The organism is Streptomyces sp. NPDC046860, from assembly GCF_040645115.1.
Taxonomy (GTDB): Bacteria; Actinomycetota; Actinomycetes; order Streptomycetales; family Streptomycetaceae; genus Streptomyces.
Genome location: NZ_JBEYXQ010000007.1, coordinates 278,536 through 305,300 on the forward strand (window position 1 = coordinate 278,536; position 26,765 = coordinate 305,300).

At 71.2% G+C, this 26,765-nt stretch carries 23 protein-coding genes and 6 tRNA genes; 11 read left to right on the forward strand and 18 right to left on the reverse strand.

Annotated features, from left to right (window positions below; all coding sequences use genetic code 11):
• Positions 1-19: 19 nt before the first annotated feature.
• The 7 genes from ABZ898_RS13545 to ABZ898_RS13575 all read right to left on the reverse strand — a co-directional run bounded on the left by ABZ898_RS13545 (position 20) and on the right by ABZ898_RS13575 (position 4,432).
• Positions 20-634, reverse strand: coding sequence for a response regulator transcription factor (locus ABZ898_RS13545; RefSeq protein ID WP_361656935.1), 615 nt, complete (start codon positions 632-634; stop codon positions 20-22).
• Positions 631-1,878: a histidine kinase gene (locus ABZ898_RS13550; RefSeq protein WP_361656938.1), complete on the reverse strand. Its 1,248-nt coding sequence runs from the start codon at positions 1,876-1,878 to the stop codon at positions 631-633. The genes ABZ898_RS13545 and ABZ898_RS13550 overlap by 4 nt, the downstream gene beginning before the upstream one ends.
• Position 1,879: 1 nt before the next feature.
• On the reverse strand, positions 1,880-2,674 hold the full coding sequence (locus tag ABZ898_RS13555) for an ABC transporter permease (protein WP_361656941.1): 795 nt from the start codon (positions 2,672-2,674) through the stop codon (positions 1,880-1,882).
• On the reverse strand, positions 2,671-3,609 hold the full coding sequence (locus ABZ898_RS13560) for an ABC transporter ATP-binding protein (RefSeq protein ID WP_361656944.1): 939 nt from the start codon (positions 3,607-3,609) through the stop codon (positions 2,671-2,673). The genes ABZ898_RS13555 and ABZ898_RS13560 overlap by 4 nt, the downstream gene beginning before the upstream one ends.
• Positions 3,610-3,734: 125 nt before the next feature.
• A tRNA-Gly gene (locus ABZ898_RS13565) sits at positions 3,735-3,807 on the reverse strand.
• A 79-nt stretch (positions 3,808-3,886) separates the two neighbouring features.
• A tRNA-Gly gene (locus ABZ898_RS13570) sits at positions 3,887-3,958 on the reverse strand.
• A gap of 156 nt (positions 3,959-4,114) precedes the next feature.
• Positions 4,115-4,432: an Lsr2 family protein gene (locus ABZ898_RS13575; protein ID WP_361656947.1), complete on the reverse strand. Its 318-nt coding sequence runs from the start codon at positions 4,430-4,432 to the stop codon at positions 4,115-4,117.
• Between the two features lie 315 nt (positions 4,433-4,747).
• Between ABZ898_RS13575 and purS the strand changes: the two genes are divergently transcribed.
• The 7 genes from purS (at position 4,748) to purM (ending at position 12,101) form a co-directional block, all read left to right on the forward strand.
• Positions 4,748-5,011, forward strand: a complete 264-nt coding sequence (purS, locus tag ABZ898_RS13580; RefSeq protein WP_361656950.1) for a phosphoribosylformylglycinamidine synthase subunit PurS — start codon at positions 4,748-4,750, stop codon at positions 5,009-5,011.
• The gene (purQ, locus tag ABZ898_RS13585) at positions 5,008-5,688 is read left to right on the forward strand and encodes a phosphoribosylformylglycinamidine synthase subunit PurQ (RefSeq protein ID WP_361656953.1); all 681 of its coding nucleotides are present in this window, start codon (positions 5,008-5,010) and stop codon (positions 5,686-5,688) included. The genes purS and purQ overlap by 4 nt, the downstream gene beginning before the upstream one ends.
• On the forward strand, positions 5,685-7,943 hold the full coding sequence (gene purL, locus ABZ898_RS13590; RefSeq protein WP_361656956.1) for a phosphoribosylformylglycinamidine synthase subunit PurL: 2,259 nt from the start codon (positions 5,685-5,687) through the stop codon (positions 7,941-7,943). The genes purQ and purL overlap by 4 nt, the downstream gene beginning before the upstream one ends.
• Positions 7,944-8,002: 59 nt before the next feature.
• Positions 8,003-8,758, forward strand: a complete 756-nt coding sequence (locus ABZ898_RS13595) for a sterol carrier family protein (RefSeq protein ID WP_361656959.1) — start codon at positions 8,003-8,005, stop codon at positions 8,756-8,758.
• Positions 8,759-8,816: 58 nt separating this feature from the next.
• Positions 8,817-9,257, forward strand: a complete 441-nt coding sequence (locus ABZ898_RS13600) for an META domain-containing protein (RefSeq protein ID WP_361656962.1) — start codon at positions 8,817-8,819, stop codon at positions 9,255-9,257.
• Between the two features lie 200 nt (positions 9,258-9,457).
• Positions 9,458-10,987 (forward strand): amidophosphoribosyltransferase, encoded by a 1,530-nt coding sequence (gene purF / locus ABZ898_RS13605; RefSeq protein WP_361656965.1) that lies wholly within the window; start codon positions 9,458-9,460, stop codon positions 10,985-10,987.
• 43 nt (positions 10,988-11,030) lie between these two features.
• The gene (gene purM / locus ABZ898_RS13610) at positions 11,031-12,101 is read left to right on the forward strand and encodes a phosphoribosylformylglycinamidine cyclo-ligase (RefSeq protein WP_361656968.1); all 1,071 of its coding nucleotides are present in this window, start codon (positions 11,031-11,033) and stop codon (positions 12,099-12,101) included.
• A gap of 112 nt (positions 12,102-12,213) precedes the next feature.
• Here the strand turns inward: purM and ABZ898_RS13615 are convergent, their stop codons facing one another.
• Together ABZ898_RS13615 and ABZ898_RS13620 are read right to left on the reverse strand one after the other, a co-directional pair.
• Positions 12,214-12,465: a DUF3073 domain-containing protein gene (locus ABZ898_RS13615; protein WP_361656971.1), complete on the reverse strand. Its 252-nt coding sequence runs from the start codon at positions 12,463-12,465 to the stop codon at positions 12,214-12,216.
• Between the two features lie 346 nt (positions 12,466-12,811).
• Positions 12,812-13,906, reverse strand: a complete 1,095-nt coding sequence (locus tag ABZ898_RS13620; RefSeq protein WP_361656973.1) for a Glu/Leu/Phe/Val dehydrogenase dimerization domain-containing protein — start codon at positions 13,904-13,906, stop codon at positions 12,812-12,814.
• A 246-nt stretch (positions 13,907-14,152) separates the two neighbouring features.
• Here ABZ898_RS13620 and ABZ898_RS13625 point away from each other — a divergent pair, with 246 nt between their 5' ends.
• Both ABZ898_RS13625 and bldC read left to right on the forward strand, forming a co-directional pair.
• On the forward strand, positions 14,153-14,995 hold the full coding sequence (locus tag ABZ898_RS13625; RefSeq protein WP_361656976.1) for a hypothetical protein: 843 nt from the start codon (positions 14,153-14,155) through the stop codon (positions 14,993-14,995).
• A 531-nt stretch (positions 14,996-15,526) separates the two neighbouring features.
• Positions 15,527-15,733 (forward strand): developmental transcriptional regulator BldC, encoded by a 207-nt coding sequence (gene bldC / locus ABZ898_RS13630; RefSeq protein ID WP_003949541.1) that lies wholly within the window; start codon positions 15,527-15,529, stop codon positions 15,731-15,733.
• A 444-nt stretch (positions 15,734-16,177) separates the two neighbouring features.
• Here the strand turns inward: bldC and ABZ898_RS13635 are convergent, their stop codons facing one another.
• From ABZ898_RS13635 to ABZ898_RS13675, 9 genes are all read right to left on the reverse strand, one after another.
• Positions 16,178-16,357 carry a DUF6274 family protein gene (locus tag ABZ898_RS13635; protein ID WP_361656978.1) on the reverse strand — a complete coding sequence of 60 codons (180 nt, stop codon included), beginning with the start codon at positions 16,355-16,357 and terminating at the stop codon, positions 16,178-16,180.
• A gap of 139 nt (positions 16,358-16,496) precedes the next feature.
• Positions 16,497-16,571: transfer RNA gene (locus ABZ898_RS13640), tRNA-Asp, on the reverse strand.
• 95 nt (positions 16,572-16,666) lie between these two features.
• Positions 16,667-20,611 (reverse strand): ATP-dependent RNA helicase HrpA, encoded by a 3,945-nt coding sequence (gene hrpA / locus ABZ898_RS13645; protein ID WP_361656981.1) that lies wholly within the window; start codon positions 20,609-20,611, stop codon positions 16,667-16,669.
• A 66-nt stretch (positions 20,612-20,677) separates the two neighbouring features.
• Positions 20,678-21,025: a hypothetical protein gene (locus tag ABZ898_RS13650; RefSeq protein WP_361656983.1), complete on the reverse strand. Its 348-nt coding sequence runs from the start codon at positions 21,023-21,025 to the stop codon at positions 20,678-20,680.
• Positions 21,026-21,172: 147 nt separating this feature from the next.
• Positions 21,173-21,246, reverse strand: a tRNA-Phe gene (locus ABZ898_RS13655).
• A gap of 24 nt (positions 21,247-21,270) precedes the next feature.
• Positions 21,271-21,345 (reverse strand) — tRNA-Asp (locus ABZ898_RS13660).
• Positions 21,346-21,552: 207 nt separating this feature from the next.
• Positions 21,553-21,628 (reverse strand) — tRNA-Glu (locus ABZ898_RS13665).
• A gap of 113 nt (positions 21,629-21,741) precedes the next feature.
• Positions 21,742-23,211, reverse strand: a complete 1,470-nt coding sequence (locus ABZ898_RS13670) for a metallophosphoesterase (RefSeq protein WP_361656986.1) — start codon at positions 23,209-23,211, stop codon at positions 21,742-21,744.
• 46 nt (positions 23,212-23,257) lie between these two features.
• Positions 23,258-23,608 (reverse strand): metallopeptidase family protein, encoded by a 351-nt coding sequence (locus ABZ898_RS13675; RefSeq protein ID WP_361656989.1) that lies wholly within the window; start codon positions 23,606-23,608, stop codon positions 23,258-23,260.
• Between the two features lie 146 nt (positions 23,609-23,754).
• On the opposite strand from ABZ898_RS13675, the gene ABZ898_RS13680 reads away from it, so the two are divergent.
• Both ABZ898_RS13680 and ABZ898_RS13685 read left to right on the forward strand, forming a co-directional pair.
• Positions 23,755-24,270, forward strand: a complete 516-nt coding sequence (locus ABZ898_RS13680) for a hypothetical protein (RefSeq protein ID WP_361656992.1) — start codon at positions 23,755-23,757, stop codon at positions 24,268-24,270.
• A gap of 226 nt (positions 24,271-24,496) precedes the next feature.
• Positions 24,497-26,632, forward strand: a complete 2,136-nt coding sequence (locus ABZ898_RS13685; protein WP_361656995.1) for a DEAD/DEAH box helicase — start codon at positions 24,497-24,499, stop codon at positions 26,630-26,632.
• Positions 26,633-26,765 lie beyond the last annotated feature (133 nt).

A 26,765-nucleotide genomic window follows, 5' to 3' on the forward strand; every position in this document is an offset into this window, starting at 1 on the left:
CGCCGTGGCGCGGAGCCAACTATACCCAACCCCGGTCGCGCGCGAGACGCACCGCGGTGTGCCGGTTCTCCGCGCCCAGCTTGGTGACGGCCGAGGAGAGGTAGTTCCGCACCGTCCCCGGCGACAGCGCGGCCCGCTCGGCGATCTCCGCGACCGGCGCCCCGTCGGCCGCCAGTTCCAGCACCTCGGCCTCCCGTGCGGTCAGCGGGGAGTCACCGGCGGAGATCGCGTCGGCCGCCAACTCGGGGTCGACGTAGCGGTTTCCGGCGTGCACGGTCCGGATGATCCGGGCCAGCCGCTCGGCGCTGACCGTCTTCGGGACGAAGCCGCGCACCCCCGCGGCCAGTGCCCGCTTCAGATGCCCGGGCCGCCCGTGCCCGGTCACGATCAGCACCCGGCAGCCGGGCAGTTCGCTCCGCAGCGATGTGGCCACGCTCACACCGTCGGCGCCCGGCATCTGGAGATCCAGCACCGCGACGTCGGGCGTGTGGGCCCGCGCCATCGCCAGCGCCTCGGGTCCGGTCGCCGCCTCCGCGACGACCAGCAGGTCGTCCTCCAGCGAGAGCAGCGCGGCCAGCGCGCCCCGGATCAGATGCTCGTCGTCGGCGAGCAGCAGCCGGATCGGCCCGTTCACGCCGGCACCCCTTCCATCGGCACCCGTGCCTGGAGCCGGAAGCGCTCCTCGCCGGCCGGGCCCGCAGTCAGCGTGCCCTCGACGGCGGCCAGCCGCTCCCGCAGCCCGGCGAGACCGGAGCCGCCGCTCCCGTCCGGACGGCCCGCGCCGTCGTTCTCCACCGTCAGCACCACATGCCCCTTCCGTGTCACCAGTTCCACCGCGCACCGCCGCGCGTCCCCGTGCCGCAGCACGTTGGTGGCCGCCTCGCGCACCACCCATGCCAGCACGGACCGCACCGGCAGCGGCAGCACCGGGTCCTCCGCGGTCACCTCGCACACGATCCCGGCCGCCCCCAGCACGCCCTTGGCGCCGGCGAGTTCGGCGGCGAGGTCGGCCTCGCGGTAGCCGCGCACGACCTCGCGCACCTCGCGCTGCGACTCCTGGGCGATGCGCTGCACCTCGACCATCTGCTCCACCGCCTCCGGCCGGCCGCGCCGGGCGAGCTGGACGGCCAGCTCGCTCTTCAGGGAGATCACCGACAGGTTCCGGCCCAGTACGTCGTGCAGGTCCCGCCCGAACCGCAGGCGTTCCTCCGCGACGGCGAGCCGCGCCTCCGCCTCCCGCGCCCGCTCGGCCTCCCAGAGCACGGACAGGGTCCAGGCGGCGCTGCGCCCGCCGCCCAGGGCGAGCAGCACGCCGAACGTGATCGTGAAAGCGGTGCCCGGCAGGGACACGAGCTCGTCGAGCCCGGTCAGCGCCAGCGTCGTCAGCAGGGCGACGGTGAGCGCGCCGGTCCGGCGCAGATAGACCCGGACCGGCACCAGCAGTGCGTACGTCAGCCCGAACGGCATCAGCACCGCTCCGACGGCGAGCCGCAGCGTCACGCCCTCCGCGCCGTCCACCGAGGCCAGCGCCACGACGAGCGCCAGGGCGAGGACGAGCAGGGCCCAGGGCCCCCACGACGCCCGGCCGGACAGAGGAGCCCGGCCGAGGTAGCGGTCGAGGACGGGACGGACGAGCCGGTTGGCCGCCGCGCACTGCAGCACGTTGACCAGGATCAGCAGCGCGCCGAGCGCGAGCGGCGCCGGCCGGTGCCGCAGCCCTGTGACCAGGGGCAGCAGCAGCCAGCTCGACGACAGGGTCCACGGCATCAGGTGCCACATGGCGACGGTCGTCAGCTCGACCCGCTCCGCCTTGCTCCGCTCCCCCCAGTGCCGCTCCCGCAGCTCCCGCATCCGCCCCAGCACTCCGGCTCCCCCCATCTCAGCGGCGCGGTTCCCAGCGGAACCAGCGCCCCGCGGCGAACACCGCCACGACCACCCAGGCCAGCGCGGTCGCCGTGGCGCCCAGCGCCTCGTACGCGCTCAGGTGTCCGGTCCAGCCGCCGCGGACCAGGCGTACGGCCGGGGACAGCGGGAGCAGTTCGACGACCGAGGCGAGCCGGTCGGGCATGGCCTCGGTCGGGAACATGATGCCCGAGCCGAGCATGGAGGCGAAGACCAGCGGCAGCGCGGTCACCTGGGCGCTCTCGGCGCTGCGGGTGAAGGACGCGGTGAGCGCGGCCAGGGCGGCGCTGGTGACCAGCCCGGCGAGCAGCCCGAGCAGCGCCAGGTGCGGTGCCCTCGGCGCACCGAGGTCCAGCAGGGCCGTGCAGGCCGCGCAGAGCAGCAGCGCCTGGGCGAGGCCGAGCCCCAGGGCGGGCAGCGCGGTGCCGGTGAGGATCTCCGGGTCGGACAGCTCGCCGGTGCGCAGCCGCTTGAGGACGAGTTCCTCGCGGCGGGCGACGTAGGCGTTGACCAGGGAGGCGTAGACGGCGAAGAGGAAGGTGAAGCCGACGGCCGCCGGGAGCATGACCGTGCCCACGCTCAGGCCGAGTTTCTCCAGCTCCATTCGGTCGACGGCCTGCCGTGCGCTGAAGGGCAGCGTGAGCGGCACGAGCAGCGCCGTGAACACCACCGCCTTGTTCCGCTGGAGCAGGGTGAGTTCGGCGCGGGCCAGCGCCCGCAGCCGCCGCGCCGCTCCGCTTCCCGTGCCCGCCGGATGAGTTCCCGCGCTCATGCCGCCACCTTCCGCTCTCCGGCGATTTTGAGGAACGCCTCCTCCAGGGACGCCGACCGCATGTCCAGACCGTGCAGTTCGATCCCGGCCCGCTCCGCCCACGCCAGCACCCCGGTGGCCGCCCGCTGGAGCCCGTGAGTGCTGAGCCGGACCTTGTGTCCGCTGAACTCGTGTGCGGATACGCCGAGTTCGGCCAGCGGAGGCAGGTCGCCGGGGAAGTACCCCTCGGGCAGCCGGAAGGAGATGCTCGCCGGACGGTCCGCGGTCACCTCGGCCGGGGTGCCGGAGGCGGCGATGCGGCCCTCGTGCAGGATCGCCAGCCGGTCGGCCAGGTCCTCGGCCTCCTCCAGATAGTGCGTGGTGAGCAGCACCGTGGTCCCGGCGTCGCGCAGCGCGCGCACCAACTCCCAGGTGTCCCGGCGGCCTTCGGCGTCCAGTCCGGTGGTCGGCTCGTCCAGAAACAGCACCTCGGGGTCGCCGAGCAGGGCGAGCGCGAGGTCGAGGCGCCGCCGCTCGCCGCCGGACAGCTGCTTGATCCGTACGCCGCTCCGCCCGGCGAGCCCGACGCGCTCCAGCGCCTCCGCCCCGGACCGGGCGCCGCTGGTGCAGCCCGCCCACATCCGGACGGTCTCGGCGACGGTGAGACCGGAGGGGAAGCCGCCCTCCTGGAGCATCACGCCGGTGCGCGGACGCACGGCGGCCCGCTCGGCGTGGGGATCGTGGCCGAGGACCCTCACCCGGCCCCCGGCGGGCGCCGCGAGACCCTCCAGGAGTTCGACGGTGGAGGTCTTGCCGGCGCCGTTGGTGCCGAGCAGGGCGAAGATCTCGGCGCGGGCCACGGAGAAGGTGATGCCGCGCACGGCCTCGAACCCGTCGCCGTAGACCCGCCGCAGATCGGTGACCTCGATCACAGGGGTGTGCGGTGTGCTGTCCATGGCTCCAGCGTCCCGGCGGTCGGGGCGCGTGGGCAGTGCGCGGTGTCATCACCTCGCATGACAAATGTCAGCGGGAGCCGGGCACGAAAAAGGCCCCGGTCCGAAGACCGGGGGCCTTTTCTCTGAGCGGACGACGAGGCTCGAACTCGCGACCTCAACCTTGGCAAGGTTGCGCTCTACCAACTGAGCTACGTCCGCACTGCTCCCGACCGGCTCCCACCGATCGGTGCGAGCACCAGCCTACCTGATCCAAAAGGATGGTCATGACCGGTGCCAGAGCGGGTGACAGGAATCGCACACTGCGCCTCCCCCCTGGAAGGGGGGTGTTCTACTACTGAACTACACCCGCACGGTCCGTGGGTTTCGGCCTTTCGGCCTCGCCCCTCGGCGTGTCCCAGACATTAGCCGATCAACAGGGGGGTCGCGCAAGTCGGTTCCCCCCGAGGCCGGGTGAACGAGTCTCAGGGCCCGGCGTCCGGGGCCCTGAGGGTCGTCCTCCGCGGGCTCAGCGGGCGGCGCTGAACGCCTCGTAGACCTTCTTGGGGATGCGGCCGCGCGCGGGCACGTCCATCTTGTTCGCCTGGGCCCAGGCACGGATCGCGGCCGGGTCGGGGGCGACCTCGGTCTGCTTGTACGCCTTGCCGGACCGGGCGCGCTTGCGGCCGGCCTCCACGTAGGGCGCGAGCGCCTTGCGCAGTTTCTTGGCGTTGGTTTCGTTGAGGTCGATCTCGTACGACTTGCCGTCGAGTCCGAAGGCGATCGTTTCCGCCGCTTCCGAGCCGTCGATGTCGTCGAAGAGCGTGACCACGACCTTTTGCGCCACGGATATCGGTCCCTTCGTGCGGCACGTCGGCCCACCGGTCTCGACCGGCAATGACGTGCCGAGTATCGGCTATTGCCAATTCATTTGTACAGTGCGCGCCAATGAATTGGGAAGCCCTACTGAATACCTCCGCGTGTCCGGGTTCAATAGGCATCACCAGCGGCCCGCAGAACTTTCCCAGAAATTTTCACCGGGGCCGGTGTTCGACACCCGATCGTGATGCGGGTCACGTAGAAACCTCCAACTCTACCCGCGTAGAAATTTTGTACGGGTAGTCTGAAGGAACCTGCTCAGCACCACACACCGGGAGTGCCAGTGGCACGCGTCGTAGTCGACGTCATGCTCAAGCCGGAGATCCTCGACCCCCAGGGCCAGGCGGTCCAGCGTGCGCTGCCGCGCCTGGGTTTCACGGGGATCTCGGACGTCCGCCAGGGAAAGCGATTCGAGCTGGAAGTAGAGGGACCGGTCGACGAGGCCGCGCTCGCCCGCATCCGTGATCTGGCGGAATCCTTCCTCGCCAACACGGTGATCGAGGACTTCACCGTGAAGGCGGAGGAAGTAGCGGGGGCCGCCGAGTGACCGCTCGTATTGGCGTCGTCACCTTTCCGGGAAGCCTGGACGACCGTGACACCCGGCGCGCCATCACCCTCGCCGGCGCCGAACCCGTCGCCCTGTGGCACAAGGACAAGGACCTGAAGCAGGTCGACGCCGTTGTGCTGCCCGGCGGTTTCTCCTACGGCGACTATCTGCGCGCCGGAGCGATCTCCCGCTTCTCGCCGGTGATGGAGACCGTCATCGAGCAGGCGAAGGCCGGCCTTCCGGTCCTCGGTATCTGCAACGGCTTCCAGGTCCTCACCGAGGCGCACCTGCTGCCCGGCGGCATGCTCGGCAACGACCACCTCCACTTCATCTGCCGCGACCAGAAGCTGCGGGTGGAGAACGCGGGGACGGCCTGGACCGGCGACTACCGCCAGGGCCAGGAGATCCACATCCCGCTCAAGAACATGGACGGCCGGTACGTCGCCGACGCGTACACGCTCGACAAGCTGGAGGCGGAGGGCCGGGTCGTCTTCCGCTACCTGGACATGAACCCCAACGGCTCGCTCAACGACATCGCCGGCATCACCAACGAGGCCGGGAACGTCGTCGGCCTCATGCCGCACCCCGAGCACGCCGTCGAGCCGCTGATCGGCACGGGCCGCACCGACGGCCTCCCGTTCTTCACCTCGATCCTCAAGAAGCTGGTCAACGCATGAGCCGGACGCCTCTGGACACGGTCGACAACGCGGCCGCCACCCCTGACGTCGAGCTGCCCTGGGCCGAACTCGGTCTGAAGAAGGACGAGTACGAGCGCGTGGTCGAGATCCTCGGCCGCCGCCCGACCGGCGCCGAGCTCGCCATGTACTCGGTCATGTGGTCCGAGCACTGCTCGTACAAGTCCTCCAAGGTCCACCTGCGCCAGTTCGGCGAGAAGGCGCCCCAGTCGGACGCCATGCTCGTCGGCATCGGCGAGAACGCCGGTGTGGTGGACGTCGGCCAGGGCTACGCGGTCACCTTCAAGGTCGAGTCGCACAACCACCCCTCCTACGTCGAGCCCTACCAGGGCGCGGCCACGGGCGTCGGCGGCATCGTCCGCGACATCATCGCCATGGGCGCCCGCCCGGTCGCGGTCGTGGACCCGCTGCGCTTCGGCGCGGCCGACCACCCCGACACCAAGCGCGTCCTGCCCGGCGTCGTCGCCGGCATCGGCGGCTACGGCAACTGCCTGGGCCTGCCCAACATCGGCGGCGAGGTCGTCTTCGACGCCTGCTACCAGGGCAACCCGCTGGTCAACGCCGGTGCCATCGGCGTCATGAAGCACGAGGACATCCACCTCGCCAAGGCGTCCGGCGCCGGCAACAAGGTCATCCTCTACGGGGCCCGGACCGGCGGCGACGGCATCGGCGGCGCCTCGATCCTCGCCTCGGAGACCTTCGACGACGCCAAGCCGTCGAAGCGCCCTGCCGTCCAGGTCGGCGACCCCTTCCAGGAGAAGCTCCTCATCGAGTGCACCCTGGAGGCGTTCCAGGAGAAGCTCGTCGTCGGCATCCAGGACCTCGGCGCCGCCGGGCTCTCCTGCGCGACCAGCGAGCTGGCCTCCAACGGCTCCGGCGGCATGCGCGTCACCCTGGACGACGTTCCGCTGCGCGACTCCACGCTCTCGCCCGAGGAGATCCTCATGAGCGAGTCGCAGGAACGCATGTGCGCGGTGGTCGAGCCCGAGAAGGTCGACCGCTTCCTGGAGATCTGCGAGAAGTGGGACGTCATCGCCACCGTCATCGGTGAGGTCACCGACGGCGACCGGCTGGAGATCTTCTGGCACGGAGAGAAGATCGTCGACGTCGACCCGCGCACCGTCGCCCACGACGGCCCGGTCTACGAGCGCCCCTACGCCCGCCCCGACTGGCAGGACGCCCTCCAGGCCGACGACGCGAACAAGCTGCCCCGCCCGGCCACGCCCGAGGAACTGCGTGAGCAGGTCCTGAAGCTGGTCGCGTCGCCCAACCAGGCGTCGAAGAAGTGGATCACCTCGCAGTACGACCACTTCGTGCAGGGCAACACCGTCCTCGCCCAGCCGGAGGACTCCGGCATGATCCGCGTGGACGAGGAGACCGGCCTCGGCGTCGCCATCGCCACCGACGGCAACGGCCGCTACGCCAAGCTCGACCCGTACACCGGCGCCCAGCTCGCGCTGGCCGAGGCGTACCGGAACGTGGCGACGACCGGCGCCAAGCCCCTTGCGGTCTCCGACTGCCTGAACTTCGGTTCGCCCGAGGACCCGGCCGTGATGTGGCAGTTCGCGGAGGCCGTGCGCGGTCTCGCGGACGGCTGCCTCCAGCTCGGCACCCCGGTGACCGGCGGCAACGTCTCCCTGTACAACCAGACCGGCGAGGCCGCCATCCACCCGACCCCGGTCGTCGCGGTGCTCGGCGTCATCGACGACGTGGCCCGGCGTACCCCGGTCGCCTTCCAGGAGGAGGGCCAGCTCCTCTACCTGCTCGGCGACACCTCTGAGGAGTTCGGCGGTTCGGCCTGGTCCCAGGTCGTCCACGACCACCTCGGCGGGCTGCCCCCGAAGGTCGACCTGGAGCGGGAGCGGCTGCTCGCCGACATCCTGATCTCCGCCTCCCGCGACGGCATGGTCGACTCCGCGCACGACCTGTCCGACGGCGGCCTGATCCAGGCCGTGGTCGAGTCGGCGCTGCTGGGGGAGAAGGGCGCGCGGCTGATCGTCCCGGACGGTCTGGACGCGTTCACCTTCCTGCTCTCGGAGTCGGCGGGCCGCGCGCTCGTCGCCGTGCCGCGCTCGGAGGAACTGCGCTTCACCGACATGTGCGGCGCGCGGGGCCTGCCGGCCACCCGCATCGGTGTCGTGGACGGTGACTCCGTCGAGATCCAGGGCGAGTTCGGGCTCCCCCTGGCCGAGCTGCGCGAGGCGCACGAGAACACCATCCCGGCGCTGCTGGCCTGACGACCGCGAACGGCTCCCGCCCCACCCGGGCGGGGGCCGTTCCGGCATAGGGTCGCCCCATGCCCCCGGCCAAGAAGCGCGCCCGCAAGTACGACCCCCTGCGCACCCGTGGTGCCGTGCTCACGCAGCTCGGCGCGGTGCGGGAGGCGGTGGAGGGGCTCGACCCCGGTCAGCTCGCCCTGCCCACGCGGCGGGAAGGGATGACCATGCGGGAGCTGGCCGAGCGGGTCGCCGCGGCCGTCGTCGCCGTACGGCAGGCGGCGGAGCGGCCGGCGCAGTTCCAGCAGACGCTGCCGCTCGCGGAGTGGCCGCTGCGCAAGGCGGCCGCCTTCACGCCCGTACCGCTCGACCTCGCCGCCGCCGAGGCGGATCTGCGCGCCCTGCTGGGCGACCACGCCGGCAGTCCGCTGGTGGACACCGGCGCCGGGGTGCTGCCGCTGAACGAGTACCTGGTCACCCTCGCCGTCGAGCTGGTCCTCGCCGCCGACGACCTGTCCGGCGCGGTGCCCGGACTGAAGGTGCCGCTGGACCGGCACGCGCTGGCCGCGGCGACCCGGCTGCTCGCCGACGCCCTCGCCCTCAAGGCGCCCGGCGGCTCCACCGAGGTGCGGGTGCCGCCGTACGCGGTGGTGCAGTGCGTCGAGGGGCTCAAGCACACCCGGGGGACACCCCCGAACGTCGTCGAGACCGGCCCGCTCACCTGGGTCCGCCTCGCCACCGGCCGCCTGACCTGGGAAGACGCCGTCGCTCGGGCCGAGGTGAGCGCCAGCGGCGAGCGCGCCGACCTCTCCGGGCTGCTGCCGCTGCGCGGATAGCACGGAACCCCGGCCGTGCCCCGCCCGTCGAACCGGCATGGACCGGCACACGCAGCGCATGACACTGATGGTGGCCGCCGCGCTCGTACCGCTCGCGGTGGCCTGCGGAAACGACACCTCCGACCCCGGCAGCGCCTCGGTCGCCCCGCCCCCGCGCCTGACCGGCACCGACTGGCGGGTGGACAGCGTCACCGAGGGCACCACCACGCACCGTGCCCCCGCGGCCGCCCGCATCCGCATCGACGACGAGGGCCGCGCCACCGGCAACCTCGGCTGCAACACCTTCTCCGCGCCCACCACCATCGACGGCGACCGGATCGACTTCGGCACCCTGCGCACGACCCGGATGGCGTGCGACGAACCCCGGATGACCTTCGAGCGCGCCCTCACCCGCGCCCTGCGCTCCGGCGCGCTCACGGCGCGTGCCGACGACGGGGCGCTCACCCTCACCACGGGTGAGGGAGGACGGGTCCAGCTCGCGCCGGGCGCGTCCGGATGATGTGCGACACCTCACTCAGGACCGGGCCCCACAGGCCCCACCAGCCCTCGCCTGAGCCGCCCCGGCCTCGACCCTCTCCACACGCACCTCGCTGACCTGCGTAAACGCAGAATCAACCAAGGTGATCGCGAGCCGGGGTTCGGTGAGGGCCACATATCCCCAATTCGGTCCAGCGGTCCGCCTCGCCTACACTCGGAGGCGTGCCACGTGGTGACGGTCGACTCAATCACGATCTGCTTCCCGGCGAAAAAGGCCCCCAGGACGCTTGCGGCGTCTTCGGTGTCTGGGCGCCCGGCGAAGAGGTCGCAAAGCTCACGTACTTCGGGCTCTACGCCCTCCAGCACCGGGGTCAGGAATCCGCGGGAATCGCGGTCAGCAACGGCTCCCAGATCCTCGTCTTCAAGGACATGGGCCTGGTCTCCCAGGTCTTCGACGAAACCTCGCTCGGTTCGCTCCAGGGTCACATCGCGGTCGGACACGCCCGCTACTCGACCACCGGCGCCTCCGTGTGGGAGAACGCCCAGCCGACGTTCCGCGCCACCGCGCACGGTTCGATCGCGCTCGGCCACAACGGCAACCTGGTCAACACCGCGCAGCTCGCGGAGATGGTCGCCGAACTGCCCAAGGACACCAACGGCCGCTCCACCCGGGTCGCGGCCACCAACGACACCGACCTGCTGACGGCACTGCTCGCCGCGCAGGTCGACGAGGACGGCAAGCCGCTGACCATCGAGGAGGCCGCCCACGCGGTGCTCCCCGAGGTCAAGGGCGCCTTCAGCCTCGTCTTCATGGACGAACACACCCTCTACGCCGCCCGTGACCCGCAGGGCATCCGCCCGCTGGTGCTCGGCCGGCTGGAGCGCGGCTGGGTGGTGGCCTCCGAGTCCGCCGCCCTCGACATCTGCGGCGCCTCCTACGTCCGCGAGATCGAGCCGGGCGAGTTCGTCGCCATCGACGAGAACGGCCTGCGCAGTTCCCGGTTCGCGGAAGCGAAGCCCAAGGGCTGTGTCTTCGAGTACGTGTACCTGGCCCGCCCGGACACCGACATCGCCGGCCGGAACGTGTACCTGTCGCGCGTCGAGATGGGCCGCCGCCTCGCCAAGGAGGCGCCCGCCGAGGCCGATCTGGTCATAGCGACCCCGGAGTCCGGGACCCCGGCCGCGATCGGTTACGCCGAGGCGTCCGGCATCCCCTTCGGCAACGGCCTGGTGAAGAACGCCTACGTCGGCCGGACCTTCATCCAGCCCTCGCAGACGATCCGCCAGCTCGGCATCCGGCTGAAGCTGAATCCGCTCAAGGAAGTCATCAAGGGCAAGCGGCTGGTCGTCGTGGACGACTCCATCGTGCGCGGCAACACCCAGCGGGCCCTGGTCCGCATGCTGCGCGAGGCGGGCGCCGCCGAGGTCCACATCCGGATCTCCTCGCCCCCGGTGAAGTGGCCCTGCTTCTTCGGCATCGACTTCGCCACCCGGGCCGAGCTGATCGCCAACGGCATGTCGATCGAGGAGATCGGCACCAGCCTGGGCGCGGACTCGCTCGCGTACATCTCCATCGACGGCATGATCGAGGCGACCACCATCGCCAAGCCGGACCTGTGCCGCGCCTGCTTCGACGGTGAGTACCCGATGGACCTGCCCGACCCCGAACTGCTCGGCAAGCAGCTGCTGGAGACCGAGCTGGCGGCCGGGACCGCCGCCACCGCCGCGGCCGACGCCATCCGGCGTCCCTGAGCTGCGCCGTCCGAGCCGTACGACAGGAAAGTTCTCTTAACTCATGTCCTCTGAGACCACGGGTGCCAGCTACGCGAGCGCGGGCGTCGACATCGAGGCGGGCGACCGCGCGGTCGAGCTGATGAAGGAGTGGGTGAGGAAGACCCGGCGCCCCGAGGTGCTCGGCGGCATCGGCGGCTTCGCCGGCCTGTTCGACGCCTCGGCCCTCAAGCGCTACGAGCGCCCGCTGCTCGCCTCCGCCACGGACGGCGTCGGCACCAAGGTCGACATCGCCCGCCGCCTCGGCGTGTACGACACCATCGGGCACGACCTGGTCGCCATGGTCATGGACGACATCGTGGTGTGCGGCGCCGAGCCGCTGTTCATGACCGACTACATCTGTGTCGGCAAGGTCCACCCCGAGCGGGTCGCCGCGATCGTCAAGGGCATCGCGGAGGGCTGCGTGCTCGCCGGGTGCGCCCTGGTGGGCGGCGAGACCGCCGAGCACCCGGGCCTGCTCGGCCCGGACGACTTCGACGTGGCCGGCGCCGGCACCGGCGTGGTGGAGGCCGACCGGCTGCTCGGCCCCGACCGCATCCGCTCCGGTGACGTGGTGATCGCCATGGCGTCCTCCGGGCTTCACTCCAACGGGTACTCCCTGGTCCGCCACGTCCTGCTGGAGCGGGCCGGGCTGGCGCTGGAGAGCGAGGTCGCGGAGCTGGGCCGTACGCTCGGCGAGGAGCTGCTGGAGCCCACCAAGATCTACTCGCTGGACTGCCTGGCGCTGACCCGCACCACCGAGGTGCACGCCTTCTCGCACATCACGGGCGGCGGCCTGGCGGCCAACCTGGCCCGGGTGATCCCGGACGGGCTGTACGCCACCGTGGACCGCTCCACCTGGACGCCGGGTGCGATCTTCGACCTGGTCGGCCGGAGCGGCGACGTGGCGCGGCTGGAGCTGGAGAAGACGCTGAACATGGGCGTCGGCATGATGGCCGTCGTCCCGGCGGAGTCCGCCGAGGCGGCGCTGACCACGCTGGCCGACCGGGGCGTCGAGTCCTGGGTGGCGGGCACGGTCGCCGAGCGCGGCGAGCAGGAGAGCGCCGCCGGGCTCGTCGGCGACTACGCGGCCTGAGGGGTCCGGCCGGCGGCAGCCGCCGGCCCGGATCCGGACAGCACAGAAGCCGGTCGGTGGCAGTGCCACCGACCGGTCTTCCATTGCTCAGTGCAAGGTGCTCAGTGCAAGGTCAAGCGCCGCGACGGTGCTGTGAGGGACCGTCGTCCTCGTCCTCGTCGTCGTCCTCATAGAGGTCGGCGTAACGGGAGTAGAGGTCTTCCTCGTCGTCCTCATCGTCCTCGAACGGCTCGCTGTTCGGCGGCTGGCTCGAAGTCGATGCGCCCAGTTCACTGGCCAGACGCGACAGATCAGTCCCACCGCTGTTGTACTTCAGCTGGCGGGCGACCTTCGTCTGCTTGGCCTTGGCCCGGCCGCGCCCCATGGCTCGACCCCCTCGGTGACGGGGCTCAACGGCCCCAGAGTCTGACACGCGTTCATGATCCGAAACGGACTCCCCGCAGAGAGGCCGGTCCGTAGGGCTTCCACGGTACCTGAGCCCGCGCCCATACGGTACGTCGCCCGCAGCACGCGCGTGTGCACAGGACCCACGAGGAGCCCTGTCCTCGCTGGTCAATGGCGATTTTAACCACTTATCGGGGTACGACCCGCCGACGGAAGTGACAGTTCTCTCCAAGTTGCCCCCGGCGGGTACCGCCGGGGGCCTCGGGCGCCCACCCGGACGCGGGGCGGGCAAGATCGCCGGGTCGGTGTCGTGCCCGGCGTGTCGGTCATCGTGCCGCGCGGGCCTCGGCCATCCGCTGCTCGGCGATCCGGTCGGCCGCCGCGGCGGGCGGAACCCCGTCGGCCTTCGCACGTGCGAAGATCGCCAACGTGGTGTCGAAGATCTTCGCCGCCTTGGCCCGGCACCGCTCGAAGTCGAAGCCGTGCAGCTCGTCGGCGACCTGGATCACCCCGCCCGCGTTCACCACGTAGTCCGGCGCGTAGAGGATGCCCCGGTCCTGGAGGTCCTTCTCGACACCGGGGTGGGCGAGCTGGTTGTTGGCCGCGCCGCACACCACCGAGGCGGTGAGGACCGGCACCGTGTGATCGTCCAGCGCCCCGCCCAGCGCGCAGGGGGCGTAGATGTCGAGCCCCTCCAGCCGGACGAGGGTGTCGGTGTCGGCGACCCGGCGCACGCCCGGGTGGGCCTCGGTGATCGCGTCCACGGCCTGAGGGCGGACGTCGGTCACCACGACCTCGGCCCCCTCGGCCAGGAGGTGCCCGACCAGGTGCCGGCCGACCTTGCCGACGCCCGCGATGCCGATCACGCGGTCGCGCAGCGAGGGGTCGCCCCACAGATGCTGGGCCGAGGCGCGCATGCCCTGGTAGACGCCGAACGCGGTGAGCACGGAGGAGTCGCCCGCGCCCCCCTGCTCGGGCGAGCGGCCGGTGGTCCAGCGGCACTCGCGGGCCACCACGTCCATGTCGGCCACGTAGGTGCCCACGTCGCACGCGGTGACGTAGCGGCCGCCCAGCGAGGCGACCATGCGCCCGTAGGCGAGCAGCAGCTCCTCGGTGCGGTCCCGCGCCGGGTCGCCGATGATCACGGCCTTGCCGCCGCCGTGGTCCAGCCCGGCCATGGCGTTCTTGTACGACATGCCGCGCGCGAGCTGGAGGGCGTCGGCCACGGCCGCGGCCTCGCTCGCGTACGGGTGGAAGCGCGTGCCGCCGAGCGCGGGGCCCAGCGCGGTGGAGTGGATGGCGATGACGGCCTTCAGGCCGGTGGCGCGGTCCTGGCAGAGCACGACCTGCTCGTGGCCGCCCTGGTCCGAGCGGAACAGGGTGTGCAGGACATCTGCGGTGACGCCGGTTACCTCGGTCACTGTGGTGACTCCTGTGTAAGAAGCGGCGGGCGGGGCCGGAGCCCCTGGGGTTCCCCCACACTTTTGGCGGCGGGGACGGCGGCGGTGTGCCGCCACGCGGCGGTTGGGCCGCACGGCTGAGAGTAGAGCCTGCGCAGGGCCCGTGACCGGCACCCGCCGAGGATCACCCGCAGGTGCGAGGTCCGGTAGCGGCCGTGGCACGATTTGCCGTGGTTTCGAGGCGATCGGGATGGGGAGGGAGCAGGCGTGCCCAAGGTGTCCTCCGTGGTCGTCCCCTATGCCGCCTACCTGCGCGTGTACGAGCCGCTGGCCGCCTTCCCGGAGCCCGAGCGCGACCACTGGACGCGCTACGCCCGCCGCCCGGACCGCCCCACCTACCAGGACGAGCTGCGCCGTTCGCTGGCCGACCTGCTGCCCACCCCGCCGGTGCCGGTGCCGGTCCACGAGAGCGCCGACGCGTTCGTGCTGGAGCGGGACGGCGTGGTCTGCGTCTGCCCCTGGCGGACCCGGCTGCGCGGCTGGCAGGCGCTGGCCGGACTGGGCGAGGACCTGCCCCCGCCGGTGCTGGACGCGGCGCTGCCGCCCCTGGTGCGCGACCAGGCCGCGCAGGACTACGAGCGCTGGCTCGCGGGCAATCCCGAGGCCCGACCCTGGATCCGCGGCGCCACCTGGCAGGTCCCGCTGGCCTGGTTCGTGCTGGTCGCCGACGAGGAGCGCCGGTTCGAGCCGCGCAGCGGGGAGATCCCGCCGATGCTGCGCTACCGGACGCCGATGGTGCAGGCCAGGCGCCGGGTGGCGCGGTCGCTGCGCACCCTGAGGGACGCCGTAGGGGAGAGCCCGATGATCGACGGCCTGATGGACCTCGGCCGCTGGCTGGAGGAGTTCCACCCGCGTTCGGTGGTCGAGCTGGACTACGGCGGCCTGGTGCACGCGGTGCCGGCCGGGACGCTGGAGGAGGACCGCTCGGCGGCGGACGTGGCCGAGGGCGTCGACGCGCTGCGCCGGGGTGACGAGAGCGCCGCGAGCAGGGCCTACGCGCGGCTGGCGGCCCGCTGGCGGTCCGTACGGGACCTGCGCTCGGCGAACTGAGCCCGGCCGAAGTGACGCACGTCACGGTCGAAATGACTTCGAACAGCGTACGGTCTACGGAACTTGGACCGTTTGGCGGGGCGTTGGCCTCGAACCGGGCCTTTGCCTCATTGGGTGATGGAAGGCACGTACGCGGCCCTTGCGTCTCTTGCCGCTCCTCATGCCAAAATAGGACAAGGAGTCCGGGGAGGACTCCGTCTGCCCATCTGTGCTCAACTATGGGCGGATTCTCCGCATTGCACGTCTTGGGAGGACTTGCGACTCCCGATCGCCATGTGACTGATCGTCACGTCGGCGTGACTGTCCGCTATGGCATGGTCCATCGGCTTCCGTCGTGGATGAACACCTGGGAGGGCAATTCCATCGGTTTGGCCGACGCGGCTGGACAGATGGTGTAGTTGTAGTGCCGAGGACAAGCCGTTCGTCCTATAACCGACTCGACTCGCGTCCGCCATTTCGGGCAACGCGGGTCAAGGTGCAGAATTTAGAGGAAAGAACCGAGAAGGTTCGGTTCTCCCGAGGAGGCCGCTCATGACCGCTCGCACCCCTGATGCCGAGCCGCTGCTGACCCCGGCTGAGGTCGCCACCATGTTCCGTGTCGACCCCAAGACGGTCACGCGGTGGGCGAAGGCCGGCAAGCTCACGTCGATCCGCACGCTCGGCGGGCATCGCCGCTACCGCGAGGCGGAGGTCCGCGCACTGCTGGCGGGCATCCCGCAGCAGCGCAGCGAGGCCTGAACAACCGCATAACCGGGCAGAACGACCGGCCCCCCAACCGGCCGGAACGCCCGAACCCTAGCTCCACACGACGCCGGGCCTGCCCCAACAGGCCCCATGCCCACGCCGGACGCGGTCCGAATCACGTGGCACCGGGTGCGTCATCGATCGCGCTGGACTCCGCCGGGTCCAGCGCGATCTTTTTTGTGCGCTCGCGCGCGTCCGGGAGCCCCTCTGTGGGCGGCCTTGTCGGAGTCTGGGGAGGGTCGCGGCAAGCCCCGCGCGCCGCCTCGCCCACCGGTCCCGCGCGCCGCTGACGAGCCCCGTGGAGCGGCTTGGGGGCGAGTGCAATTGCACATATTAAATTGACCTGTTGTAGGTCAGGGGTAAGAACCCGGGTTTCAAAAACTCATGCCGTGACTCCCGTCACACGACCGAGTGCTTGTCGTCCCGCCCACGGGTGGGCTATTGGCGCTCGCTCGTCCCATCGTCCGCCGTACGAACGGGTGTTGGGCCGGCGTCCATGGCCAGGAGCAGCAGGCGGTGGCAGACGGCGCAGTGGCGGGTGCGGTGGCGGTAGGACGAAGCGGCCGCCAGGTGCGCCCTCAGGAGCGCCCGTGTCTCGTGCCGGACCGATGCCGCCATACGCCACCTCCGCAGGCCGCACAGGGGGAGCGGGGCCTGTCTTCTGGGTACCGGCGGGGCGTGACCCCGTCAAGGGCGCCGGCGGGCGGCCCGGGAACGAAGGAAGGGCCCCCGGATTCCGGGGGCCCTTCCTTCACTGCGGTCCTGACGGGATTTGAACCCGCGGCCTCCACCTTGACAGGGTGGCGAGCACTCCAAACTGCTCCACAGGACCATCTGGTGCCGCGCTCCGCTTCCGCGTTGCGCTGCGAGAAGGACTGTACAGGAGTCCGGGGGTGCAGGTCGAACTCACCCAGCGCAGCCGGTCCGCTACGGTACGGCCGCGTCGATGGCCTTCACGATCCGCTTGTCGGAGACCGGGTACGCGGTGCCCAGGGCGTGGGCGAAATAGCTGACCCGCAGCTCCTCGATCATCCAGCGGATGTCCAGCACCGCGCGGGGCACCGGGCGCCCCTGCGGGAGCTGCTCCAGCAGCCAGGCGTACTCGTCCCGCATCTCGTGCACCTTCTGCATGCGGGTGGTGTCCCGCTGGACGTTCGTCGGCATCTGCTGCAGGCGCCGGTCCGCCGCCACCAGATAGCGCATCAGATGCGGCAGCCGCGCGAGGCCCGCCGAGGTCACGAAGCCGGGCTTCACCAGCGCGTCCAACTGCTGCCGTACGTCCGCCAGGTTGGCCAGCAGGGTCGGGCTGCCGGTCGACTTCAGCCGCCGCTCGCACGCCTGCCAGGCGGCCAGCACCTGCTGCACCTGGCCCACCGCGCGCACGGTGGTGTCCACGATCTCGGCCCGCACCTTGTCGTAGAGCTTCCGGTACGACGTCTCGTCCCACACCGGGCCGCCGAAGTCCGCGATCAGCTTGTCGGCCGCCGCCATCGCGCAGTCGTCGAACAGCGCCTGCACCGAACCGTGCGGGTTGGCGGAGAGGGCGAGCTTCTGGGCGTTGGTGAGCTTGTCGGAGGCGAACTTCGCCGGGTTCACCGGGATGTTGCGCAGAATCAGCCGGCGTACGCCCTTCCACATCGCCTCGGCCTGCTCCTCCTCGGTGTCGAAGAGGCGCACCGAGACGGTGTCGCCGTCGTCCACCAGCGCCGGGTACGCCTTCACCGGCTGCCCGGCCCGCCGGGTCTCGAAGACCCGGCTGAGGGTGCCGATCGTCCAGTCGGTCAGGCCCGAGCGCTCCAGCGAGGGCCCGCCCTCACGGGAGGCGGTGGCCGCGGCGGCCTGCGAGATGGCCTTGCGGGCCTTCGGGCGCAGCTGGAGCTTGAGTGCCTCCAGGTCCTTGTCCTCGGCCAGCTTGCGGCGCCGCTCGTCCACGATCCGGAAGGTGACCTTCAGATGGTCCGGGACCTTGGACCAGTCGAAGTCCGCGGCGTCGAAGGGCACGCCCACCATGCGCTTCAGCTCGCGCGCCATGGTGGTCGTCAGCGGCTCCTGCAGGGGGACGGCCCGCTCCAGGAACTTCCCGGCGTAGTTCGGCGCCGGGACGTAGTTGCGGCGGACCGGCTTGGGCAGGGAGCGGATCAGCTCGGTGACGACGTCCTGGCGCAGGCCGGGGATCTGCCAGTCGAAGCCCTCGTCGGTCACCTGGTTGAGCACCTGCAGCGGGATGTGCACGGTCACGCCGTCGGCGTCCGAGCCGGGCTCGAACTGGTAGGTCACCCGGAACTTCAGCTCGCCCTGGCGCCAGGTGTCGGGGTAGTCGGCCTTGGAGACCGCCTGGGCGGACTCCCGGACGAGCATCTCCCGCTCGAAGTCGAGGTGGTCGGGCTGCTCGTGCCGCTTGTGCTTCCACCAGGAGTCGAAGTGGGCGCCGGAGACGACGTGTTCGGGCACGCGCTGGTCGTAGAAGTCGAACAGCGTCTCGTCGTCCACGACGATGTCCCGGCGCCGCGCCCGGTGCTCCAGCTCCTCGACCTCGCTGAGGAGTCTGCGGTTGTCGGCGAAGAACTTGTGGTGGGTGCGCCAGTCGCCCTCGACCAGGGCGTTGCGGATGAACAGCTCGCGGGAGACCTCGGGGTCGATGCGCCCGTAGTTCACCTTGCGCTGGGCGACGATCGGGACGCCGTACAGCGTCACCTTCTCGTACGCCATCACGGCCGCCTGGTCCTTCTCCCAGTGCGGCTCGCTGTATGTGCGCTTCAGCAAATGCCCCGCGAGCGGTTCGACCCACTCGGGCTCGATCCTGGCGTTGACGCGGGCCCAGAGCCGGGAGGTCTCCACCAGCTCGGCGGACATCAGGAACTTCGGCTGCTTCCGGAACAGCGAGGAGCCGGGGAACACCGCGAACTTGGCGTTGCGGGCGCCCAGGTACTCGTTCTTGCTGCCGTCCTTCACGTCCTTCATGCCGACGTGGGAGAGCAGGCCGGCGAGGAGGGAGACATGGACACGGTCGCCGGGGGCGTCCTCCTCGTTGAGGTGGATGTCCATCTGCTTGGCGACCGTGCGCAGCTGGAGGTAGATGTCCTGCCACTCGCGCACCCGCAGGAAGTTCAGGTACTCCTGCTTGCACATCCGGCGGAACGAGGAGGAGCCGCGCTCCTTCTGCTGCTCGCGCAGGTAGCGCCAGAGATTGAGGTAGGCGAGGAAGTCGCTGGTCTCGTCCTTGAACCGGGCGTGCTGCTGGTCGGCCTGCGCCTGCTTGTCGGCGGGGCGCTCGCGCGGGTCCTGGATGGACAGGGCGGCGGCGATGACCATGACCTCGCGGACGCAGCCGTTCTTCGCGGCCTCCAGCACCATCCGCGCCAGGCGCGGGTCGACCGGGAGCTGGGCGAGCTTGCGGCCGGTGTCGGTGATCCGCTTCCTGGGGTCCTTCTGCGCGGGGTCGAACGCGTGCAGCTCCTGGAGGAGCTGGACGCCGTCGCGGATGTTGCGGTGGTCCGGCGGGTCGATGAAGGGGAACTTCTCGATGTCGCCCAGGCCGGCCGCGGTCATCTGGAGGATGACGGAGGCGAGGTTGGTGCGCAGGATCTCGGCGTCGGTGAACTCCGGCCGGGCCAGGAAGTCGTCCTCGCTGTACAGCCGGACGCAGATGCCGTCGGAGGTACGGCCGCAGCGGCCCTTGCGCTGGTTGGCGCTGGCCTGCGAGACCGGCTCGATGGGCAGCCGCTGGACCTTGGTGCGGTGGCTGTAGCGGCTGATCCGGGCGAAGCCGGGGTCGATGACGTACTTGATGCCGGGCACGGTCAGCGAGGTCTCGGCGACGTTGGTCGCCAGCACGATCCGGCGCCCGGTGTGCTGCTGGAAGACCCGGTGCTGCTCGGCGTGGGAGAGGCGCGCGTACAGCGGCAGCACCTCGGTCGAGCGGTACTTCCGCTTCTCCAGCGCGTCCGCGGTGTCCCTGATCTCCCGCTCGCCGGAGAGGAAGACGAGAATGTCGCCGGGGCCCTCGGCCATCAGTTCGTCGACGGCGTCGGTGATCGCGGTGATCTGGTCCCGGTCGGCGTCGGAGGACTCCTCCTCCAGCAGCGGCCGGTAGCGCACCTCCACCGGGTAGGTGCGCCCGCTGACCTCGATGATCGGGGCGTCGCCGAAGTGCCGGGAGAAGCGCTCCGGGTCGATGGTCGCCGAGGTGATGACGACCTTCAGGTCCGGCCGCTTCGGCAGCAGCTGGGCGAGGTAGCCGAGCAGGAAGTCGATGTTGAGGGACCGCTCGTGGGCCTCGTCGATGATGATCGTGTCGTAGGCACGCAGCTCGCGGTCGTTCTGGATCTCCGCGAGCAGGATGCCGTCGGTCATCAGCTTGATGAAGGTGGCGTCCGGGTTCACCTGGTCGGTGAAGCGGACCTTCCAGCCGACGGTCTCGCCGAGCGGGGTCTTCAGCTCGTCGGCGACGCGCTCCGCGACGGTCCGGGCGGCGATCCGGCGGGGCTGGGTGTGCCCGATCATCCCGCGCAGGCCCCGGCCCAGCTCCACACAGATCTTGGGGATCTGGGTGGTCTTGCCGGAGCCTGTCTCACCGGCCACGATGACGACCTGATGATCGCGGATGGCGGCCGCGATCTCGTCCTTCTTCTGGCTGACCGGAAGCTGCTCGGGGTAGGTGACCGAAGGCACCCTCGACCGGCGCTCGGTCATGCGGACGGCGGCCTTGTCGACCTCGCCCTCCAGCTCGGACAGCACGGCGGCACGCGCCTCCGGCTTGCGGATCTTGCGTGCGCCTTCGAGCCTGCGCCCGAGCCGGTGCGCGTCACGCAGCGACAGCTCGGTCAGACGGGAGGCGAGAGACCCCAAAGCGGGGGCGGGATGCGTAGACATACGCGATCCAGGATCTCACCTCGGGGAAACGGTGCGCGAACGAATTGACGCGCGGGACTCCGGGCGTCAGCAGGAGTTCCGGCCGAGCCGGAAGCCCGACTTGTAGCCGTTCTTGAATCCCTGCTGGTAGTCGCGCTTCGGGTCCTTCAGCGAAGCGGTCTTCCCGGAGTGGTGGTCACGGTCGTTGTCGCGGTGATGGCAGTGACGGCCGTCGCGGTAACCGGACCTGAACCCGTCCTTGAACCCCTTCTGGTAGTCCCTCGGGGAGGCGGGTGCCGTGGTCGTCTTGCTGACGTGAGCCGTGGCGGGAGCCGCCGAGGCGGCCTGCTGGAATCCGATCGGAGCGACGACGATGCCGGCGGCCATGAAGACCGAACACAGGGCAGCCGTCCGCTTTCTGTTCGTGGCGGGCATGAAACGCCCCCTTGGGTGATTTCCCCACGAAATGGATGCTTTTCACTCTAGTGCCACGCGGATCGCCTGCAACCGCGCTCCCCGGACCACCCAACGCGAGAACCCCCTCCAGAGACTGGAGGGGGTTCGGCCCGGATCGGGCTTTTGTGGCTGGGGCCGGGGTCGAACCGGCGACCTATCGCTTTTCAGGCGATCGCTCGTACCAACTGAGCTACCCAGCCACGAGGTTTCGCGTGAAACCTCAGCGGTCCTGACGGGATTTGAACCCGCGGCCTCCACCTTGACAGGGTGGCGAGCACTCCAAACTGCTCCACAGGACCAGGCGCTGTACGACAGTGTCGCACAAGGTTGCGGGTCGTCCCAACGTGATTCTCACCGGTGCTGAGGTGCGCATCTGTTGGGCTGACGTCGCTCGAGAAGCGTATCAGAGCAGGGACGGTGCTCCGTACCGCGCTTTCGGCGGGAGAACGCGGGAAAACACGAAGGCCCGCCCTGATCCAGGGCGGGCCTTCGTGACAAGTCTGTTGTGGTGCCCCCAACGGGATTCGAACCCGTGCTACCGCCTTGAAAGGGCGGCGTCCTAGGCCGCTAGACGATGAGGGCTATCGGCCCGCCTGGGCGCTTCGCAGCGCGTCGGGGACGAGTGAAGCATAGGGGATCGTGAGCGGTATGGGCAAAACCCTTCGCCGCCGGGGCGCCCCCCGGGCGCGCGGGTCTCAGCGCTCCACCAGATGCCGGCTGACCTCCGCGGTGGTCCGGCCGAGGCCGCCCAGCCGGATCTCGTCCCACGCCTGCAGATGCCGGGTGTCCCGGTCCAGGTACAGCACCGACGCCTCGATCGGCGCCGGGTACCGGCCCTCCACCGCGCGCAGTCCGCTGCCGCCGGTCGAGCCCTCGCGGCGCAGCCGGGTGCCCAGCGGAAGGAGCTTGGTCCCCTGGGTGTGCAGATGCCCGCACAGCGCGAGCGGCACCGTGCCGTCGGTCCCGGTGGCGGCCACCGGCTCGTGCGCCACCGCGATGTCCACCGGGGTGCCCTTCGCCTTCTGGTCCCGCAGCGCCGAGGCGAGCCGGGCGCCGGCGAGCCGCTCCGCCGCGTCGCCGCCGGTCGCCTGGGAACGGTCGGGGGTGAACTGGGGGTCGCCGATGCCCGCGAAGCGCACCCCGGCGATCGTCTCGGCCCGTCCCTCGTCCAGCACGTGCGCGTTCCTGATGCCCTCCAGGTAGCGCTGGGTGGCACGCGAGTCGTGGTTGCCCCGGACCCACACGTAGGGCACGCCCAGGTCCCCCACCGGATCGAGGAAGCCGTTCTCGGCGGACGTCCCGTGGTCCATGGTGTCGCCGGAGTCGACGATGACATCGACCTTGTACTGCTCCACGAGCGAGCCGATGATCTTCCAGGCGGCCGGGTTGAGGTGGATGTCCGACACGTGCAGGACCCGGATCGTGGACGGGTCGGGCTGGTAGGCGGGGAGCGTGGAGGCCACGTCGTACAGCTTGGTCACGTTGGTGACCAGGCGGGCCAGCTCCTGCTGGTAGACGTCGAAGTCCGTGACGATGCTGCGGGCGTTGCCCACGACGGACGGTGCCGAGGAGAGCAGCCCGGAGAACCTCGGCTCCAGCACCGACTTCGGGTTCCAGGTGACGTAGGCCGACACCCCGGAGGCCGCGAGCAGCGCGAGCGCGAGGCCGCCGGCCGCCAGGGCGCGGCGCGGGCGGCGGTAGACGACGAGGCCGAGCGCGGTCGCGCCGGTGACGACGGCGACGCAGGAGCGCATCGCGAGGTCGAGCGTGCCGCGCTCGACGTCCCGGGCGATCTCGTCCTGGAGCCCGGACAGCCGCTCGGGGTGGTCGACCAGCGCCTGGGCGCGCGCCGGGTCGAGCCGGTCCACGTCGACGTCCAGCCGGACGGGCGCGACATGGCTGTCCAGCGTCAGCGCGCCGAGCGGGGAGACGTCGACCTTGGTGCCGCCGCTGAGGGAGGGCCGCAGGGCCATCGTGGTGTCCATCGGCCCGACCGGTGTCCGGACGTCGCCGACGATCAGCAGACCCAGCCACGCCCCGACCAGCACGACCCCCGTCAGCCCGGCCGCCCTCAGCGCGCGCCCGCCCCACGTCCCGCGCGGCGGCCACCACCGCTTCCGGTCGCGGGGCGGGTCCGGGACGGGAGCGGCGGGGACTTCTGGCATTGGGGCCGTATGCCCGTGCGATCGCCGGAACATGCGGGGCGCCGGCTCAGCCCCAGCCCAGTTCGTGCAGTCGGTCGTCCTCGATGCCGAAGTGGTGGGCCACCTCGTGGACGACCGTGACGGCCACCTCGTGGACGACGTCCTCGGCGCTCTCGCAGTAGCGCAGGGTGGGGCCCATGTAGATGCTGATGCGGTCGGGGAGGACCCCGGCGTACCACTCGCCGCGCTCGGTGAGCGGGGTGCCCTCGTACAGGCCCAGCAGTTCGGGGTCGTCGGCGGAGGGCTCGTCCTCCACGAAGACGGCCACGTTGTCCATGACCCGCGTCAGCTCCGGCGGGATCCGGTCCAGGGCCTCGCTCACCAGCTCTTCGAACCTGTCGCGTGTCATCTGCAGCACACGGTCATTGTCGGGGACCCGGGCCCGGCGTGGGGGGTGTACGCGCGGTCCGGTGTGCTTCGGCGTACTTGAACAGCGGCGTGTCCTCTTGCGGGCGGCGGGAGTTGGGCAGTGCGTTACGTTCCCCGCTGCCGGAGGTGGCCGTCGTGCGCCGCTTGTACGTACCCGTCCGTCTGGCCGTCGCGGTGCTGGCCGCGGCCGCCGTCTCCGGCTGTGTGCACGTCGGCGACGACGCGGGTCCCGCACGCACCCCGCACTCCGCGGACCGGCGCGAGGGCGGGGCGCCCGGGGGCGGGCCGGTGTCCGGCGGCGGCGTGGCCGAGGCGGGCGGCGAGGAGGAGGGGGACGGCAAGCACGGGCACGGCGGGAAGAAGAAGCGGCACGGGGAACCGGCCTCCGCCTCGGCGGACGACCGCGCGACGCGCGAGGGTTCGGCGGCGCCGTCGAAGCCGGGGCGGACCGTGCGCCCCGGCGAACCGCCGCCGACCGGGGAGCCGACGCCGCCTCCGGTGTCCTCCGCGCCGCCCGAGCCGCCCGCCTCCACCCCGCCCCCGCCGGTCAGCGAGCCGCCGTCGGCCGAGCCGTCGTCGTCGGCCCACGAGGAGCCCGGTCCGCAGCTCGCCACGCGTGTGCCGGTGCCTCAGGTCGGGGTGGCGGTGTGAGTCCCGAGAGGCAGCGCACCGGGGCTGACGAGCGGGTTTGCCTTGGGGGGTGGGGGGTGCGTATGGTGGTAGATCGTTTGATCCCATTTGCCCGGCGCCATCGCAGAGCGCGCCGTGTGGCGCGTACTCTCCTTTGCCGTGACGGACCGCATTGAGGCGGTTGTGTTGTGCGAATCACGGAGTTGACGGGCGCGTGCCGAGAGACTCCGGAAGGTTTCGCATTCGCATGTCCGTTTCCAGTCCTGACCAGTTCGTCGCGCCCGAGAACCCCGAGGACATGACCGTCCTCGTGGACGAGGCGAACGAGGTCACCGCTGTCGTCGAGGCCGACGACACCACCGACACCACCCCCGAGATCACCTTCGCTGACCTCGGTCTCCCCGAGGGCATCGTGCGCAAGCTGGCCCAGAACGGTGTCACCACCCCCTTCCCGATCCAGGCCGCGACCATCCCGGACGCCCTGGCCCGCAAGGACATCCTCGGCCGCGGCCGCACCGGCTCCGGCAAGACCCTCTCCTTCGGTCTGCCCACCCTGGCCACGCTGGCCGGCGGCCGCACCGAGAAGAAGCGTCCGCGCGCCGTCATCCTGACGCCGACCCGCGAGCTGGCGATGCAGGTCGCCGACGCCCTCCAGCCCTACGGCGACGTCCTCGGCCTGAAGATGAAGGTCGTCTGCGGCGGCACCTCGATGGGCAACCAGATCTACGCCCTGGAGCGCGGCGTCGACGTCCTCGTCGCCACCCCGGGCCGTCTGCGCGACATCATCAACCGCGGCGCCTGCTCGCTGGAGGACGTCGAGATCGCCGTCCTCGACGAGGCCGACCAGATGTCCGACCTGGGCTTCCTGCCCGAGGTCACCGAGCTGCTCGACCAGGTCCCGGCCGGCGGCCAGCGCATGCTGTTCTCCGCCACCATGGAGAACGAGATCTCCACGCTGGTCAAGCGCTACCTGAACGACCCGGTCACGCACGAGGTCGACAGCGCCCAGGGCAACGTCACGACGATGTCGCACCACATCCTCATCGTGAAGCCCAAGGACAAGGCGCCGGTCACCGCCGCGATCGCCTCCCGCAAGGGCCGCACGATCATCTTCGTGCGCACCCAGCTCGGCGCCGACCGCGTCGCCGAGCAGCTCCGCGAGTCCGGTGTGAAGGCCGACGCCCTGCACGGCGGCATGACCCAGGGCGCCCGTACCCGCACCCTGGCCGACTTCAAGGACGGTTACGTCAACGTCCTGGTCGCCACCGACGTCGCCGCGCGCGGCATCCACGTCGACGGCATCGACCTGGTCCTGAACGTGGACCCGGCCGGCGACCACAAGGACTACCTGCACCGCGCCGGCCGTACCGCCCGCGCGGGCCGCACCGGCACGGTCGTCTCCCTGTCGCTGCCGCACCAGCGCCGCCAGATCTTCCGCCTGATGGAGGACGCCGGTGTCGACGCCGGGCGTCACATCATCCAGGGCGGCGACGCCTTCGACGCCGAGGTCGCCGAGATCACCGGCGCCCGCTCGATGACCGAGGTCCAGGCCGAGTCCGCGGGCAACGCCGCGCAGCAGGCCGAGCGCGAGGTCGCCCAGCTCACCAAGGAGCTGGAGCGTGCCCAGCGCCGCGCCTCCGAGCTGCGCGACGAGGCCGACCGCCTCGTGGCCCGGGTCGCCCGCGACCGCGGCGAGGACCCCGAGGCCGCCGTGGCCGAGGCCCAGGCCTCCGCCGAGCAGGCCGTTGCCGAGGCGACCGCCGAGGCGGCGCGTCCGGCGGCGCGCGAGACCGAGCGCGACGACCGTGGTGGCCGTGGCGGCCGTGGCTTCGACCGTGACCGTGGCGAGCGTCGTGACGACCGTGGCGGTCGTGGCTTCGAGCGCCGTGACGACCGTGGTGGCCGTGGCTTCGACCGTGACCGTGGCGAGCGTCGTGACGACCGTGGTGGCCGTGGCTTCGAGCGTCGCGACGACCGTGGTGGCCGTGGCTTCGACCGTGACCGTGGCGAGCGTCGTGACGACCGTGGCGGTCGTGGCTTCGAGCGTCGTGACGACCGTGGTGGCCGCTCCTTCGAGCGCCGTGACGACCGTGGCGGCCGTTCTTTCGACCGTGACCGCGGCGAGCGGGGCTTCGAGCGCCGTGACGACCGCGGTGGCCGTGGCTTCGAGCGCCGTGACGACCGTGGCGGCTTCCGCCGCGACGAGCGCGGTGGCCACCGGGGCAGTGACCGTCCGTTCAACCGCGAGCGCCGCGACGACCGTCCGGGCTTCCGCTCCGGCGGCCACGAGCGTCCCCAGGGCCGCCGTGACGACCACCGCGGCACCGGCGGCTCCTCCTTCGGCCGCCGCGAGGACAAGCCCCGCTGGAAGCGCAACGGCTGACAGCATGACGGCTGACGCACAGTGAGCCGCCGAAGGGCCCGTACGGAACCGTCCGTACGGGCCCTTCGCGTTTCCCGGCGGTTTCCGGCCGCCGGGTGGCGCATGTCACCTCTGCGCCCAGGGAATTGCTGGG

What these genes read in the sequence shown, in the direction of transcription:
- ABZ898_RS13595 (WP_361656959.1), top strand. Translation starts at nt 8,003, where the DNA reads ATGCCCCCGGCCAAGAAGCGCGCCCGCAAGTACGACCCCCTGCGCACC.
- ABZ898_RS13600 (WP_361656962.1), top strand. Translation starts at nt 8,817, where the DNA reads ATGACACTGATGGTGGCCGCCGCGCTCGTACCGCTCGCGGTGGCCTGC.
- ABZ898_RS13670 (WP_361656986.1), bottom strand. Translation starts at nt 23,211, where the DNA reads ATGCCAGAAGTCCCCGCCGCTCCCGTCCCGGACCCGCCCCGCGACCGG.
- bldC (WP_003949541.1), top strand. Translation starts at nt 15,527, where the DNA reads ATGACCGCTCGCACCCCTGATGCCGAGCCGCTGCTGACCCCGGCTGAG.
- ABZ898_RS13555 (WP_361656941.1), bottom strand. Translation starts at nt 2,674, where the DNA reads ATGAGCGCGGGAACTCATCCGGCGGGCACGGGAAGCGGAGCGGCGCGG.
- ABZ898_RS13615 (WP_361656971.1), bottom strand. Translation starts at nt 12,465, where the DNA reads ATGGGGCGCGGCCGGGCCAAGGCCAAGCAGACGAAGGTCGCCCGCCAG.
- ABZ898_RS13650 (WP_361656983.1), bottom strand. Translation starts at nt 21,025, where the DNA reads ATGCCCGCCACGAACAGAAAGCGGACGGCTGCCCTGTGTTCGGTCTTC.
- ABZ898_RS13560 (WP_361656944.1), bottom strand. Translation starts at nt 3,609, where the DNA reads ATGGACAGCACACCGCACACCCCTGTGATCGAGGTCACCGATCTGCGG.
- hrpA (WP_361656981.1), bottom strand. Translation starts at nt 20,611, where the DNA reads ATGTCTACGCATCCCGCCCCCGCTTTGGGGTCTCTCGCCTCCCGTCTG.
- purM (WP_361656968.1), top strand. Translation starts at nt 11,031, where the DNA reads ATGTCCTCTGAGACCACGGGTGCCAGCTACGCGAGCGCGGGCGTCGAC.
- ABZ898_RS13550 (WP_361656938.1), bottom strand. Translation starts at nt 1,878, where the DNA reads ATGGGGGGAGCCGGAGTGCTGGGGCGGATGCGGGAGCTGCGGGAGCGG.
- purL (WP_361656956.1), top strand. Translation starts at nt 5,685, where the DNA reads ATGAGCCGGACGCCTCTGGACACGGTCGACAACGCGGCCGCCACCCCT.
- ABZ898_RS13685 (WP_361656995.1), top strand. Translation starts at nt 24,497, where the DNA reads ATGTCCGTTTCCAGTCCTGACCAGTTCGTCGCGCCCGAGAACCCCGAG.
- ABZ898_RS13635 (WP_361656978.1), bottom strand. Translation starts at nt 16,357, where the DNA reads ATGGCGGCATCGGTCCGGCACGAGACACGGGCGCTCCTGAGGGCGCAC.